This window comes from Streptomyces sp. STR69 (assembly GCF_024519455.1).
Classification (GTDB): Bacteria; Actinomycetota; Actinomycetes; order Streptomycetales; family Streptomycetaceae; genus Streptomyces.
The window spans coordinates 603896-618276 of record NZ_JALJRY010000001.1 but is presented as its reverse complement, the minus strand read 5'-3'; the positions used below and the strand labels follow the sequence as shown (position 1 = coordinate 618276).

The 14381-nt window shown below is 71.8% G+C and carries 12 protein-coding genes and 2 pseudogenes; 11 read left to right on the top strand and 3 right to left on the bottom strand.

Annotated features, from left to right (window positions below; genetic code table 11):
• Positions 1-234 precede the first annotated feature (234 nt).
• The 6 genes from OC490_RS02905 (at position 235) to OC490_RS02880 (ending at position 5808) form a co-directional block, all read left to right on the top strand.
• A complete protein-coding gene (locus OC490_RS02905; protein WP_262056135.1) occupies positions 235-1089 on the top strand; it encodes a bifunctional methylenetetrahydrofolate dehydrogenase/methenyltetrahydrofolate cyclohydrolase in 855 nt (284 codons plus the stop codon).
• A 31-nt stretch (positions 1090-1120) separates the two neighbouring features.
• Positions 1121-1573, top strand: coding sequence for a DUF3017 domain-containing protein (locus OC490_RS02900; protein WP_262056134.1), 453 nt, complete (start codon positions 1121-1123; stop codon positions 1571-1573).
• A 254-nt stretch (positions 1574-1827) separates the two neighbouring features.
• Positions 1828-2280 carry a helix-turn-helix domain-containing protein gene (locus OC490_RS02895; RefSeq protein WP_262056133.1) on the top strand — a complete coding sequence of 151 codons (453 nt, stop codon included), beginning with the start codon at positions 1828-1830 and terminating at the stop codon, positions 2278-2280.
• 128 nt (positions 2281-2408) lie between these two features.
• Entirely contained in the window at positions 2409-3605 is a 1197-nt protein-coding gene (locus OC490_RS02890) for an XRE family transcriptional regulator (RefSeq protein ID WP_262056132.1), read from the top strand.
• A gap of 326 nt (positions 3606-3931) precedes the next feature.
• On the top strand, positions 3932-4921 hold the full coding sequence (locus OC490_RS02885) for a malate dehydrogenase (RefSeq protein WP_262056131.1): 990 nt from the start codon (positions 3932-3934) through the stop codon (positions 4919-4921).
• Positions 4922-5064: 143 nt separating this feature from the next.
• Positions 5065-5808: a hypothetical protein gene (locus OC490_RS02880; RefSeq protein ID WP_262056130.1), complete on the top strand. Its 744-nt coding sequence runs from the start codon at positions 5065-5067 to the stop codon at positions 5806-5808.
• A gap of 31 nt (positions 5809-5839) precedes the next feature.
• On the opposite strand, the gene OC490_RS02875 is transcribed toward OC490_RS02880, so the two are convergent.
• The gene (locus OC490_RS02875) at positions 5840-6529 is read right to left on the bottom strand and encodes a siderophore-interacting protein (RefSeq protein WP_262056129.1); all 690 of its coding nucleotides are present in this window, start codon (positions 6527-6529) and stop codon (positions 5840-5842) included.
• 41 nt (positions 6530-6570) lie between these two features.
• Positions 6571-6969, bottom strand: a pseudogene (locus OC490_RS02870) (MFS transporter); the annotation flags it as partial.
• Between OC490_RS02870 and OC490_RS02865 the strand changes: the two are divergent.
• Positions 6969-7073, top strand: a pseudogene (locus OC490_RS02865) (LysR family transcriptional regulator); the annotation flags it as partial. The pseudogenes OC490_RS02870 and OC490_RS02865 overlap by 1 nt on opposite strands.
• Here OC490_RS02865 and OC490_RS02860 read toward each other — a convergent pair.
• On the bottom strand, positions 7072-8004 hold the full coding sequence (locus OC490_RS02860) for a helix-turn-helix domain-containing GNAT family N-acetyltransferase (RefSeq protein ID WP_262056128.1): 933 nt from the start codon (positions 8002-8004) through the stop codon (positions 7072-7074). The pseudogene OC490_RS02865 and the gene OC490_RS02860 overlap by 2 nt on opposite strands.
• 219 nt (positions 8005-8223) lie before the next feature.
• On the opposite strand from OC490_RS02860, the gene OC490_RS02855 reads away from it, so the two are divergent.
• The 4 genes from OC490_RS02855 (at position 8224) to OC490_RS02840 (ending at position 14380) form a co-directional block, all read left to right on the top strand.
• A complete protein-coding gene (locus tag OC490_RS02855; RefSeq protein WP_262056127.1) occupies positions 8224-9750 on the top strand; it encodes an aldehyde dehydrogenase family protein in 1527 nt (508 codons plus the stop codon).
• 69 nt (positions 9751-9819) lie between these two features.
• Positions 9820-11355, top strand: a complete 1536-nt coding sequence (locus tag OC490_RS02850; RefSeq protein WP_262056126.1) for a GMC family oxidoreductase — start codon at positions 9820-9822, stop codon at positions 11353-11355.
• Positions 11355-12425, top strand: coding sequence for a glycine betaine/L-proline ABC transporter ATP-binding protein (locus OC490_RS02845; RefSeq protein WP_262056125.1), 1071 nt, complete (start codon positions 11355-11357; stop codon positions 12423-12425). The genes OC490_RS02850 and OC490_RS02845 overlap by 1 nt, the downstream gene beginning before the upstream one ends.
• A complete protein-coding gene (locus tag OC490_RS02840) occupies positions 12425-14380 on the top strand; it encodes an ABC transporter permease (RefSeq protein ID WP_262056124.1) in 1956 nt (651 codons plus the stop codon). Before OC490_RS02845 ends, OC490_RS02840 begins: the two co-directional genes overlap by 1 nt.
• Position 14381: the final 1 nt, after the last annotated feature.

Sequence of the window (14381 nt, the reverse complement as noted above, 5' to 3'; positions counted from 1 at the left end):
GGACGGCGTGCGGCACCGACTGGAGGAAAGCCCTGTTCATCAAGCGGATGGTGTGGATGGTCCGGACGCGCTGCGTTCCCCCGGTACTGCACGCGGCACTGTGTCCCCATGGTTCTGGAGGCGACTGCCCTCGCGCAGCGGAATTCCGTATATTGCGTATATTCCGCATCTTCCGTACGGGTTGTGGAGACGCCTGATTGGAATCGGGGCCCGGTCATCCGCGAGGATGGGGTCATGACCGCCCAGATTCTCGATGGCAAGGCCACCGCAGCCGCGATCAAGTCCGATCTGACCGCCCGCGTGGCGGCGCTGAAGGAGAAGGGCGTCACGCCCGGCCTCGGCACGATCCTGGTCGGGGACGACCCCGGCAGCCAGAAGTACGTCGCCGGCAAGCACCGCGACTGCGCCCAGGTGGGCATCGCCTCCATCCAGCGCGAACTGCCCGCCACCGCAACGCAGGAGGAGATCGAGGCGGTCGTCCGGGAACTCAACGAGGACCCGGCCTGCACCGGCTACATCGTCCAACTGCCGCTCCCCAAGGGCATCGACGAGAACCGCATCCTCGAACTCATGGACCCCGACAAGGACGCCGACGGCCTCCACCCGATGAACCTCGGCCGCCTCGTCCTCAACGAGCCCGCCCCGCTGCCCTGCACCCCGAACGGCGTGCTGACCCTCCTGCGCCGCTACGGCGTGGAGATCAAGGGCGCCGAGGTCGTGGTCGTCGGACGAGGGGTCACCATCGGCCGCCCGATGCCCCTCCTCCTCACCCGCCGCAGTGAGAACGCCACGGTGACCCAGTGCCACACCGGCACCCGTGACCTCTCCTCCCACCTCAAGCGCGCCGACATCATCGTCGCCGCCGCCGGTTCCGCCCATCTGATCCGGCCCGAGGACGTGAAGCCGGGCGCCGCCGTCCTCGACGTCGGGGTCTCGCGGAACGCCGACGGCAAGATCGTGGGCGACGTCCACCCGGGCGTCGCCGAGGTGGCCGGCTTCATCTCCCCGAACCCCGGCGGAGTCGGCCCGATGACCCGCGCCCAGCTGCTCGTCAACGTGGTCGAGGCGGCGGAGCGCAGTGTCGCCTGACAGCAAGGACCAGGGGAAGGGTGCGGAAGCCGTGGACGACATCGAGGTGACGGACCCCGTCAGCGCCCCCGACGCCGACGGCACCCCGCGCCGCACCACCCGCCGCTTCCCCCTCTTCACCCGGGACACCGCCCGCCCCGAGGGCGGCGGCCGGGCCGCGTCCGGTGCCGCCCCGGCCCCGGCCCGCCAGTGGCCGATCCTCGCGGTGCTCTGCACGGTCGGCCTCGGCCTCCTGCTGACCGCCTTCGACGTCTTCCGCTACGGCACCCTGCTCATCGGCGCCGCCCTGCTGGCCGGCGCCGTCCTGCGCTGGGTCCTGCCGGACGTGGGCATGCTCGCCGTCCGCTCCCGCTTCACCGACGTCCTCACCTACTGCGTGCTCGGCCTCGCGATCGTCCTGCTGGCGATGATGGCGCAGCCCAAGCCGTGGCTGGTGATCCCGTTCCTCAAGGACACGCTGCACTACACGGTCAACACCAGCTGACAGCCGGTCGGTTCACGACTCACGACGGCGGCCCGTCCCCTCCCCCGAGCAGGGACGCGCCGCCGTCTGTGTTTCAGCGTGCCGCGCCGTGAGCGGGCTGTTCAACGGCTGTCAGCGCGCTGTGGCACGGAGGTGACCGTTTCGCTACGCGCTCCGCACCCCGCCGCGACGAGGGAACCGTTCCCCTTCCGGTGTCGTCATTTCGCTCGGAACGGGCAAGTGGGGCGGGCGAGCGGGCGGGCGGTGGGGGAGCGATGAGCGGCTGGCAGCCGCTGCCGGACGATCTGCCGGCGGAGGTACGGCACTTCGTGGAGCAGTTGCGCCTCCTCAAGGACCGCACCGGACTGAGCCTGGTGGCGCTCGGTGCGCGCACCGCGTACAGCAAGTCCTCCTGGCACCGCTATCTCAACGCCGGCCAGCCCCCGCCCCGGCAGGCCGTGGTCGCCCTGTGCCGGATCGCGGGCGCCGATCCCGAACGCATCAGTGTGCGCTGGGAGTTGGCGGTCCAGGCCTGGCCCCGCCCGGTCACCGTCCCGGAGCAGGCGGCGGGCGGGGACGAATACCGGGACGATCCGACCCTGCCCTGGTGGGACACGCCACCCGGTGAGCCTGCGGGCGGGCCCGGTGGACGACTGCTCCGGTATGCGTTGGTGCTGCTGTTTCTGATGCTTCTCATGGCTGTCGCGGGAGCCGTTGTGCTCGGGTGAACGCCGGTATGTGTCCGGTGTGTCGATGTATTGACAAGTTTGCGGATTTGCAACGAACTCGACCAACAACCGCGTTAGCGTGGGCAATTCAGGGCAGAGGGGGGAAAGCAATGCCTCGTTGGAGGGCCTTGCCGGATGAACTCGATCCGCAGGTCAAGGAGTTCGCGAGCCAGCTGCGGCGGCTCGTGGACCGCAGCGGCCTGAGCGTGGCGGCGGTGGCCGACCGCACGGGCTACAGCAAGACGTCCTGGGACCGCTATCTCAACGGCCGGCTCCTCGCGCCGAAGGGCGCGATCGTCGCCCTCGCGGAGGTCACCGGCACCCATCCCGTCCATCTGACCACGATGTGGGAGCTGGCCGAGCGGGCCTGGAGCCGTTCGGAGATGCGGCACGACATGACCATGGAGGCGATACGGATCTCCCAGGCGCGTGCCGCGCTCGGCGAGTTCGGGGCGCCTCCGGCCAACGCACAGAGCGGCAAGGCCCAGAGCGGTAAGACCGAGAGTGGGAAAGCGGAGGGCGGCAAGACGGCCCGCAAGGGCGGCAGTGTCACCGCGACCCCGGGGATCGCGGGTCCGGCGGGGGTGTCCCCGACGGTGCCGCCGCAGCCGGCGGCGCCCGAGCCCGACGTACGGGAAGGTGCCTCGCAGGTCGGCAACTCGTGGGGGCTGGCCGGGTATGCGGGGCCGGGGTCCGGGCCCGGGCAGTCGTCCGGAGGCGCGGCTGTGCGGCCGGGGGCCGGGCGGGTGCCGGAGGCTCCGGTGCCGCACGGCGAACTGCCGCGGGCGCCCCGGCCGGGGCCGCCGGACGGACTGGCCGGTGCCAGGCGGCGGTTGCTGATGTTCGGTGCCGGGGTCGTCGGGGTGCTGGTCGTGATCGCGGCCGTGTTCCTGTTCACCCGCCACGGGGGCGGGGACAAGAAGACGACGAGCGCCACGCACACCTCGGCCTCGCCGTCCGTCAGCACGAACCCCGACCTGCCGGCCGGAGTGAAGTGCGCGGGCGCCGGCTGCACCGGCAAGGACGCCGAGGCCATGGGCTGCACCACGGACGCGGGCGCGGCGACGACCGCCAAGACCGCGACCGTCGGCACGACCGTCGTCGAGGTCCGCTACAGCAAGACCTGCGGCGCCGCCTGGGGCCGGATCACCGCCGGAGTACCGGGGGACTCCGTCCAGGTGAGCGCGGGGACCACGAAGGAGAGCGACAGCATCACGGCGGCCGGCGACAACATCGCGTACACCCCGATGGTGGCGGTGAAGGACGCCGGCGAGGCGAAGGCCTGTGTGACCCTCGCGTCGGGCCGGAAGGGGTGCACGACCTAGGGCGCGTAGGGCGCGTATGTGGGGATTCGGTGAACGTGGGGAATGCCCGCTCCGGATCCGGGCAGGCGGTCCTCACCCCCACGGGAGTCCGGATCCCCGGTACCCCCACGGCGGTCGTCCGGTGTTCCTCTCCCGAGCCGGACGGCCGCCTTTTCCGTGCCCCGGGCCCGACGCTGTGGGGCGGGCCACACGGACCCGGCAGTACGCGATACCGGATGCGCGATAGCCTGACCGGTGGATCTCTTGACGCCAAGAGATCGATCATTTGTACGTCCCGCACCCCGGGGCAGTGCCGCCCCACCGCCAGCTGTCATACGGAGAACGCCATGACCCGCACTCCCGTGAACGTCACCGTCACCGGCGCGGCCGGCCAGATCGGTTACGCCCTGCTCTTCCGCATCGCCTCCGGCCAGCTGCTCGGCGCGGACGTGCCGGTCCGGCTGCGTCTCCTGGAGATCACCCCGGCGCTCAAGGCCGCCGAGGGCACGGCGATGGAGCTCGACGACTCCGCCTTCCCGCTGCTCCAGGGCATCGACATCACGGACGACCCGAACGTCGCCTTCGCCGGCACCAACGTCGCCCTCCTCGTCGGCGCCCGCCCCCGTACCAAGGGCATGGAGCGCGGCGACCTGCTCTCCGCCAACGGCGGCATCTTCAAGCCGCAGGGCAAGGCCATCAACGACAACGCCGCGGACGACATCAAGGTCCTCGTCGTCGGCAACCCGGCCAACACCAACGCGCTCATCGCGCAGGCCGCCGCCCCGGACGTACCGGCCGACCGCTTCACCGCGATGACCCGCCTCGACCACAACCGCGCGCTGACCCAGCTCGCGAAGAAGACCGGCACCACGGTCGCCGACATCAAGCGGCTGACCATCTGGGGCAACCACTCCGCCACCCAGTACCCCGACATCTTCCACGCCACGGTCGCCGGCAAGAACGCCGCCGAGACCGTGAACGACGAGAAGTGGCTGGCCGAGGAGTTCATCCCGACCGTCGCCAAGCGCGGCGCCGCGATCATCGAGGCCCGCGGCGCGTCCTCCGCGGCCTCCGCCGCCAACGCCGCCATCGACCACGTACACACCTGGGTCAACGGCACGGCGGACGGCGACTGGACCTCCATGGGCATCCCCTCGGACGGCTCCTACGGCGTCCCCGAGGGCCTCATCTCCTCCTTCCCGGTCACCACGAAGGACGGCGTCTACGAGATCGTCCAGGGCCTGGACATCAACGAGTTCTCCCGCGCCCGCATCGACGCGTCGGTGAAGGAGCTGGAGGAGGAGCGCGACGCGGTCCGCTCCCTCGGCCTCATCTGAGCCACCCCGAGGGGCCGTTCGCCACGGCTCTGTCACGGGCTTGCACGGGCCCTGTTCCGGTTCTCCACCGGAGCGGGGTCCGTGCCCTTTTCCGCCGCTAACTTCTGAAGCAGTACGTGGTGCGGTGATTCGGGGGGTTCGTGATGAGCGGTTGGGACGACTTCGGGGCGCGACGCGGGCCGAGCGAGGAGAGCGGACAGGCGGTCTGGTCGGCGTGGTCGACGGCGGAGACACAGACCTCGCTGACCCCGCCGCCGTGGGTGTCACCACCCGCTCCCGCTCCGGCTCCCGCTCCCGTACCGGTTTCCGGCCGCAGCGCCTGGCGGTTCGTGCTCGTGGTCACCGCCACGGTCGTGCTGGGCGCGGGAGCCGGCGCCGGGTTCTGGTACGTCACCCAGGACCGCACCACCACTCATGACCAGGTGGCCGTGGCCCGATCCGCCTACCGCACCACCCAGGACCCCACCGGCTACACCGTCGAGATCCCCCGGGACTGGACCCGCGTACAACGGCAGGGTGCCAAGGCCCCGGTGATCTCCTACGACTCCCCGGACGGCACCCGCCGCCTGCAGATCTTCCGCGTCACCGAGCCCTCCCCGGCCGAGTCCCTGGACCTCGCCGAGCACGCCCCCGGCTACGGCTTCGCCCGACAGCCCGGCTACCAGGTCCTCGGCCGCACCTCGGGCCCCACCTGGGCCGAACTCACCTACCGCTACGACGACTTGGACCACGGTGCCCGCCGGGTGATCGACCATCGCTTCGCGGCGGCGGACGGCTCGCTGTACGCGATCCACGTCAGCGGCCCCGAGTCCGTGTCTTCGGCCCTGGTCAGGGACCCGCTCACGGAGGCGGTGGCCTCCTTCTGTCCGGCGGGCGCGAAGTGCTGACCGGCGGGGGCGACCTGCCGACCTGCTGCCCCTACTCCAGACCCCGCTTCCCCGGCGCCCAGAACGGCTTCGTGAGGACGGACCTCCGGTCCCAGCCCAACTCCCTTACGAGCACCTGCCGTACGGCTTGCACGGTCCGGGCCTCCCCGGCGACGTAGGCGATCCCGCCCGGCTCGGGGGCAAGGCGCTGCACCGCGTCCGGGAGTGAAGTCCCGCCCCTGGTAAGCCAGTCGAGGCGGTCGGAGTGCGCCAGCGGCAGCCGGTCCGCGGCCGACTCCGTCTCCACGGCGCCGGAGACCCGCGCCCCCTCGGGCAGCGCCGCCAGCATCGCGCCGAAGGCGACGGAGGCCGTCTCCTCGCCGACGAAGACGTGGTGGGCGGCGTCGGGCCGGAGGGTGAAGGTGCCCTCGGGCTTGCGCAGGCGCACCTGCTCACCGACGCCGACGCTCTTGCCCCAACGAGCCCCGGGTCCCCCCTCGGAGTGGTCCAGCACGCACAACTCGACGGCGCCGGACGGGTCGTAGCGCCACACCGAGTACGTACGAAGGGTCAGGCCGCCGACCAGGACGCGGACCTGTTGGCCGGGGCGGACGTCGAGTCCGGTGAGGGTGTCGCCCTCGACGCGCAGTCGGCGCATCCGGGCGGTGACGGGTTCGGCCGCGGTGACGGTGGCTCGGAGGGTCAGCAGGTCGAGGACCGGGTTCAGGAGGGCGGTGGGCACGGGTGCTCCTCAACTGGGCGGTGCGTGAGGGGAGTTGATGTTCAGACGCGACGCGATATTACGTGTTCCTCGCCGGACGCGATAGTGCGTGTGGCGGTCCGCTCGCGGTGTCCGGGAACCACAACCGCCGTCGCGGCGAGGACGATCAGAGCCACCGTGCGCAGCGCCGGGCGCATGCCGTCGGCGAGGTCGGGGTGGGCGGCCAGGATCGTACCGGTGACGGCGACGCCGAGGGCCGCGCCGGGTTCGCGGGCCGAGGTGCCCGGGCCGGAGCCGAGGCCTGTCCGGTGCGGCGGCAGCGAGGTGACGACGCCGACCGTGATCGCGGGCATCGACAGCCCGGTGCCCGACGAGCAGGCCGGGCCGATGAGGGCGAGACCGGTGCCGATGACGGGACGTGGGCGGTGCGACCGGCGGACGGCGGGCTTCGGGACGAGGGCCCCTCGCCGACGCCCTGGGCCTGGTCACCTTCGACGTACCGCTTCAACTGCCCACGCTGAAGGCGGGGTTGGCCTGGCATCCACGCCATGACGCCGACCCGGCTAGCCGCTCTTCGAGCCCCCCGGTCCGGACAGCCGCTTCTCGAACCAGTGGTCCGCGTAGACATGGTCCACATAGGCCGGGATCTCCGCGTACCCGCAGGCCCGGTACATCGCCTGCGCCTCCGTGAGCACCGCGTGCGTGTCGAGCCGTACGACGGTCAAGTCGTGTGCCACGGCGGCCTGTTCGAGCTCCGTCAGGATGCGGCGGGCCAGGCCCAGGCGGCGGGCGGCGGGGTGCACCCAGACGTGCCGGATCTCGCCCGTGCCCCGCTCCAGTGTCCGCAGTGCCCCGCAGCCGATCGGCCGCCCCTCCTCGTACGCGACGAAGAACGCGCCCGTCTCCCCGGTGACCTCCTCCGGCCGGACGAGGTCGGTCTTGTCGAAGCCCTCCGGGAAGCGGGCGTCGATGTCGGCGGCGTAGGCGTCGAGGCAGCCGCGGGCGTCCTCGGCGGCGCCGTCGACCAGGGCGACCGTGATGCCGGCCAGCCGGAGGAGGCGTTGTGTGGTCGCCAACGCCCTGGTCAGCTCGGTGCGTTGGGGTGCGGTGAGGGTGCCGAGGAGGCCGGCGGTGAGCGCGTCGGCGCGGCGGTTCTGTTCCTCGACCTCGACACGGCCGGCCGGGGTCAGCTCGATCAGGCGCAGTCGGGTGTCGTGCGGGGGCACGGTCAGCCGGACCAGGCCCTGGGCCTCAAGGGACTTCGCCATCCGGCTCAAGTAGCCCGCGTCCAGGGCGAGCCGTCCGCGCAGCTCCCGCAGGGAGACGCCGTCGCCGATCTCGAAGAGCAGCCGTGCCTCGCCGAGCGGGCGGTCCTGGCCGAGGTAGTGGTCGTCGAGGGCGCCGATACGGCGGGTGAAGTAGCGGTTGAAACGGCGGACGGCGGCGATGTCGTCGGGCGACGCCGGTTCTGCCGTGGCATCCGTGATGGGGTCCATATTTCTTTGGCTTTAGTCAAAGGAGCCTGGGGAGTCCAGGGGATGCCGATGTCCAGTGTTCCTATTGGTCACTTTTTGTCCCCCTGTTCAGTGACCCGGCCCACTTCCGGCCATGGATCGCGCATGCATACGGACGTCCCGGGCAGGCGCTCGCAGTCCCCGAGAGCGACAGTGGGGTGACGCCGGGGCGCTGAACAGGAACGGAAGGCAATACCGATCATGGCCGACAAGACGGAACAGCAGGCGGGGAAGACCATTCACGCGGGTGGCGAGTGGCTGGAAGCGGTCTCCGGGGCCACCCGCGAGATCATCGACCCCGCGGACGCGCTGCCGTTCGCCGTGGTCGCGGAGGGCGACGCGAAGGACACGGACATAGCCGTCGCCGCCGCCCGTGCCGCCTTCGACGGCGGTGAGGGTGCCTGGCCGCGCACACCCGTCGCCGAGCGCGCCGCCCTGCTGCGCCGCGTCGCCGATCTGCTGGTGCGCGACCGTGAGCGGCTCGGTCTGCTGGAGAGCCGGGACGCGGGCAAGACCGTCGAGGAGGGCCGGATCGACATCGACTGTGTCGCCGACGCCTTCCGCTACTTCGCCGACCTCGTCGCAGCCGAAGCCGCCGGCCGGGTCGTCGACGCGGGCACGCCCGACGTCCACAGCGTCGTCGTGTACGAGCCCGTCGGTGTCTGCGCGCTGATCACCCCTTGGAACTACCCGCTGCTCCAGGCGAGTTGGAAGATCGCGCCCGCCCTCGCGGCCGGCAACACCTTCGTCGTCAAGCCCAGCGAGATCACCCCGCTGACGACGATCGCCCTGATCGACCTGCTCGTCGAGGCGGGACTGCCGAGCGGTGTGGCCAACCTCGTCACGGGCCCCGGCCACACGGTCGGCGCCCGGCTCGCCGAGCACCCCGACGTCGACCTCGTCTCCTTCACCGGCGGTCTCGTCAGCGGCACGAAGGTCGCACAGGCCGCCGCCGTGACCGTGAAGAAGGTCGCCCTCGAACTCGGCGGCAAGAACCCCAACGTCGTCTTCGCCGACGCCTGCGCCACCGAGGAGGGCTTCGACACCGCCGTCGACCAGGCCCTCAACGCCGCCTTCATCCACAGCGGCCAGGTCTGCTCGGCGGGCGCCCGGCTCATCGTCGAGGAGACGGTCCGGGAACGCTTCGTCGCCGAACTCGCCCGCCGGGCCGCCAGGATCCGCCTCGGCCGGGGCACCGAGGACGGCGTCGAGTGCGGCCCGCTCGTCTCCGAGCAGCAGCGCGCCAGGACCGAGTCGTACGTCGCCGGTGCCCTCGCCGAGGGCGCGGTGCTCCGCTCCGGCGGCAGGCGCCCCGAGCCCTCCGCGACCCTCCCCGCCACCGGCTACTTCTACGAGCCGACCGTCCTCGACCAGTGCCACCGCGAGATGACCGTCGTACGCGAAGAGGTCTTCGGACCGGTCCTCACCGTAGAGACCTTCCGCACCGAGGACGAGGCCGTCGCGCTCGCCAACGACACCGAGTACGGCCTCGCGGGCGCCGTCTGGACCGCCGACGCGGGCCGCGCCCGACGCGTCGCCGGACGGCTGCGGCACGGCACCGTCTGGATCAACGACTTCCACCCCTACCTCCCGCAGGCGGAGTGGGGCGGCTTCGGAAAGAGTGGTGTGGGCCGGGAGCTGGGCCCCTCCGGACTCGCCGAGTACCGCGAGGCCAAGCACGTCTACCAGAACCTGGCGCCGGAGCCGGTGCGCTGGTTCGCGAGCTGAGCCCCACCCGCTTCGCGGAACGCCCCACGTCCCCTTCGACCCCCAGCCCCCACTGGAGTGAGTACCCCCATGCCCGAGAACGAGAGCTCGTACTCGTACGACTACGTCGTCATCGGCGGCGGCACCGCAGGATCCGTCATCGCCTCCCGCCTCACCGAGAACCCCGACGTCACCGTCGCCGTCATCGAGGGCGGCCCCAGCGACGTCGGCCGCGAGGACGTACTGACCCTGCGCCGCTGGATGGGCCTCCTCGGCGGCGAACTGGACTACGACTACCCCACCACCGAGCAGCCGCGCGGCAACTCGCACATCCGTCACAGCCGCGCCCGCGTCCTCGGCGGCTGCTCCTCGCACAACACCCTCATCGCCTTCAAGCCGCTGCCCTCCGACTGGGACGAGTGGGAGGCGGCCGGCGCCAAGGGCTGGGGCGCGACAGCGATGGAGGCGTACTACGCCCGCCTCCTCAACAACATCGTCCCCGTCGACGAGAAGGACCGGAACGCCATCGCCCGCGACTTCGTCGACGCGGCGCAGCAGGCGCTGGGCGTCCCGCGCGTCGAGGGCTTCAACAAGGCCCCCTTCACGGACGGCGTCGGCTTCTTCGACCTCGCCTACCACCCCGAGAACAACAAGCGGTCCAGCGCGTCCGTGGCGTATCTGCACCCGGTGATGGACGAGCGCCCCAACCTGACCATTTTCCTTGAGACCTGGGCCCACCGGCTGGAGCTGAACGGCACCCGCGCCGAGGGTGTGCACGTCCGCACCAAGGACGGTGAGGAGCTTCTCGTCCGGGCCCGCCGCGAGGTCGTCCTCTGCGCGGGCGCCGTCGACTCCCCGCGCCTGCTCCTCCACTCGGGCATCGGCCCCCGCGCGGACCTCGAAGCACTCGGCATCCCCGTCGCGCTCGACCTGCCCGGCGTCGGCGAGAACCTCCTCGACCACCCCGAGTCGGTGATCGTCTGGGAGACCGACGGGCCGATCCCGGAGAACTCCGCGATGGACTCCGACGCGGGTCTCTTCGTACGCCGCGATCCCCAACACCCGGGCCCCGACCTGATGTTCCACTTCTACCAGGTCCCCTTCACCGACAACCCCGAGCGGCTCGGCTACGAACGCCCCGAGTTCGGCGTCTCCATGACCCCGAACATCCCGAAGCCGAAGAGCCGGGGACGCCTGTACCTGGAGAGCGCCGACCCTGCCGTCAAACCGGCCCTGGACTTCCGCTACTTCACCGACGAGGACGACTACGACGCCCGCACCCTCGTCGACGGCATCCGCATCGCCCGCGAGATCGCCCGCACCGAACCCCTCGCGGGCTGGCTCAAGCGGGAAGTGGCCCCCGGCCCGGAGATCCTCGGCGACGCCGAACTGAGCGAGTACGCCCGCAAGGTCGCCCACACCGTCTACCACCCGGCGGGCACCTGCCGGATGGGCGACGGGGCCGACGAACTGGCCGTGGTGGACCCGGAGTTGCGTATCCGCGGTCTGGACGGCATTCGCATCGCCGATGCCTCCGTCTTCCCGGCCATGCCCGCCGTGAACCCGATGATCGGGGTGCTCATGGTCGGCGAACGGGCCGTCGATCTGATCGGGGGCGGTGCGTGATGAGTACCTCCACCGCCGCGAACAGCCCCGTGTTCTCCGTGGACGGCCTCTGGAAGGTCTTCGGCCCCAAGTCCGAGCAGATCCCGGCCGATCCGGAACTCGCCGCCCTCGACGCCGCCGACCTGCGCACCCGCACCGGCTGCACCACCGCCGTCCGTGACGTCTCCTTCGACGTGCGCAAGGGCGAGGTCTTCGTGGTGATGGGCCTGTCCGGCTCCGGCAAGTCCACCCTGGTCCGCTGCCTCACCCGCCTCATCGAACCGACCGCGGGCTCGATCGCCATCGACGGCGAGGACGTCCGCGCCATGGACAGGTCCCGGCTGCGCGAACTGCGCCGCCACCGCGCCGCGATGGTCTTCCAGCACTTCGGCCTCCTCCCGCACCGCACGGTCCTCGACAACGTCGCCTACGGCCTCGAAATCCAGGGCATCGGCAAGGCCGAGCGCCGCCGCCGGGCCGCCGAGGTCGTCACCAAGGTCGGCCTGGAGGGGATGGAACAGCGCCGACCCGGCCAGCTCTCCGGTGGCCAGCGCCAACGCGTGGGCCTGGCCCGGGCGTTGGCGGTCGATCCCCAAGTCCTGCTCTTCGACGAGCCGTTCAGCGCACTCGACCCGCTGATCCGGCGCGACATGCAGGAGGAGGTCGTCCGGCTGCACCACGAGGAGGGCCGCACGATGGTCTTCATCACCCACGACCTGAACGAGGCGCTGAAACTCGGCGACCGCATCGCCCTCATGCGCGACGGCCGGATCGTCCAGCTCGGCACCCCCGAGGAGATCGTGGGCTCCCCGGCCGACGACTACGTCCGCGAGTTCGTACGGGACGTGCCGCGCGCGGACGTCATGACGGTCCGTACGGCGATGCGGGCCGGGGACTGCGGGGGAGCGGAGCACCCCGGTGCGGTCGCGGCCGACGCGGTCGTCGCCGAGGCCATCAAGGTGGTGTCCCGCAGCGGCCGGCCCGCCTGTGTGGTGGAGGACGGCCGCTGTCTGGGCGTGGTCGACCAGGCACGGCTGCTGGACGTCGTGGCAGGGGCGGAGCTCGCCGATACCGGCAAGGAGGCGGTCTGATGGCCACGGTCACCGCACCCGCCCCGCGCCCCGCCCTCCCCGGAATCCTCCGGCACCGGGCCGCGCACAAGCTCCTGCTGCTCGCGCTCGCCGCCGCGGTCCTCGTGCCGCTCGCCAACGCCCACTGGTCCAGCGGCAGTTGGCCGGGCGCCCTCACCGTCGACCTGTCCGGACCGCTGGGCCGGGCCAACGACTGGATCATCGACAACCGCGACAGCCACCCACTGTTCCTCTACTTCTTCGGCTACATCAGCAACGCCGTCGTCCTCTCCGTACGCGCCGTCTACCTGGTCCTGCTCGCCGCGGGCTGGGCGGGCGTCACCGCGTTCGGCGCCCTCGTCGCTTGGCGGGCGGCCGGTGTTCGGCTCGCGGTCGGGACCGGTGTCGCCTTCCTCGTCTGCGGGCTGCTCGGTATGTGGGTGCCGACCATGCAGACCCTCGCGCTCATGGTGGTCGCGGTGCTCACCTCGGTCGTCGTGGGCGCGCTGCTCGGCCTGGCCGGCGGCCTCTCCGAGCGGACGGACCGCGCGCTGCGCCCGGTCCTGGACACCATGCAGGTGCTCCCGGCCTTCGCCTACCTCCTCCCCGTCGTCCTCGTCTTCGGCATCGGCGTCCCCGCCGCCGTCCTCGCCACCGTCGTCTACGCCGCCCCGCCGATGGCCCGCCTCACCGCGCTCGGCCTGCGCGAGGCCGACCCGGAGGTCCTGGAGGCCGTCGAGTCCCTGGGCGCCACCGGACCCCAACGCCTGTTGACCGCCCGTATCCCGCTGGCCCGCAAGCAGCTCCTCCTCGGCCTCAACCAGACGATCATGATGGCCCTGTCCATGGCCGTCATCGCCTCCGTGATCGGCGCCGGAGGCCTCGGCGACCGCGTCTACCAGGCCCTCGCCTCCGTGGACGTGGGCGCGGCCCTGGCCGCAGGCATCCCGATCGTGCTGCTGGCCGTCGTACTCGACCGGGTCACGGCGGCGGCGGGCGAGCAGACCGACGAGCCCACGGGGGAGCAGGGCACGGGTCTCCGCCTCTGGCTGTACGCGCTCGCAGCCGCCGTGGCCGTAGCGCTGGCCGCCCGCTTGGCCGGCGCCCTCGACTGGCCCTCCGGCTGGAGTCTGGACATCGCCGAACCGGTGAACCGCGTCGTCGACTGGATGACCGCCCACCTCTACTCCGGCGTCCCCTACCTCGGCGGCACCGCCGACTGGGCGGGCCACTTCACCACCTGGGTGCTGGACCCCGTACGCGACGGACTGCAGTGGCTGCCCTGGTGGGCAGTCCTCCTGATCGTCGCCGCCCTGGCCTGGGTGATCGGCACCTGGCGCACCGCGCTCACCGCCGTCCTCGCCATGGCCGCGACCGGTGTGCTCGGTGTGTGGAAGCCGTCGCTGGACACGCTGTCGCAGGTGCTCGCCGCCGTGGCCGTCACCCTCGTCCTCGGCTTCGCGACCGGTATCGCCGCCGCCCGCAGCGACCGCTTCGAACGCGCCCTGCGGCCCGTCCTCGACGTCTGCCAGACGATGCCGCAGTTCGTGTACCTGATCCCGGTCGTCGCCCTGTTCGGCGTGGGCCGCGCCCCCGCCGTCGCGGCGGCCGTCGTCTATGCCCTCCCCGCCGTCGTCCGCATCACCACCCAGGGCCTGCGCCAGGTCGACCCGGCCGCCCTGGAGTCGGCCCGCTCGCTCGGCGCGACCAGCGCCCAGCAGTTGCGGCAGATCCAACTCCCGCTCGCCCGCCCGGCGTTGCTCCTCGCCGTCAACCAGGGCGTCGTCCTCGTCCTCGCCGTCGTCATCATCGGCGGCCTGGTCGGCGGTGGCGCGCTCGGCTACGACGCCGTATTCGGCCTGGCCCAGGGCGACTTGGCGACCGGCCTGGTGGCGGGCGCCGCGATCGTCTGCCTCGGCCTGATGCTCGACCGCGTGACCCAGCCGACGGAACGCCGCACCAGGAAGGGAGCCTGAC

Coding starts and splice junctions, on each gene's coding strand:
- OC490_RS02905 (WP_262056135.1), top strand. CDS start 235: ATGACCGCCCAGATTCTCGATGGCAAGGCCACCGCAGCCGCGATCAAG.
- OC490_RS02895 (WP_262056133.1), top strand. CDS start 1,828: ATGAGCGGCTGGCAGCCGCTGCCGGACGATCTGCCGGCGGAGGTACGG.
- OC490_RS02885 (WP_262056131.1), top strand. CDS start 3,932: ATGACCCGCACTCCCGTGAACGTCACCGTCACCGGCGCGGCCGGCCAG.
- OC490_RS02880 (WP_262056130.1), top strand. CDS start 5,065: ATGAGCGGTTGGGACGACTTCGGGGCGCGACGCGGGCCGAGCGAGGAG.
- OC490_RS02860 (WP_262056128.1), bottom strand. CDS start 8,004: ATGGACCCCATCACGGATGCCACGGCAGAACCGGCGTCGCCCGACGAC.
- OC490_RS02855 (WP_262056127.1), top strand. CDS start 8,224: ATGGCCGACAAGACGGAACAGCAGGCGGGGAAGACCATTCACGCGGGT.
- OC490_RS02850 (WP_262056126.1), top strand. CDS start 9,820: ATGCCCGAGAACGAGAGCTCGTACTCGTACGACTACGTCGTCATCGGC.
- OC490_RS02845 (WP_262056125.1), top strand. CDS start 11,355: ATGAGTACCTCCACCGCCGCGAACAGCCCCGTGTTCTCCGTGGACGGC.
- OC490_RS02840 (WP_262056124.1), top strand. CDS start 12,425: ATGGCCACGGTCACCGCACCCGCCCCGCGCCCCGCCCTCCCCGGAATC.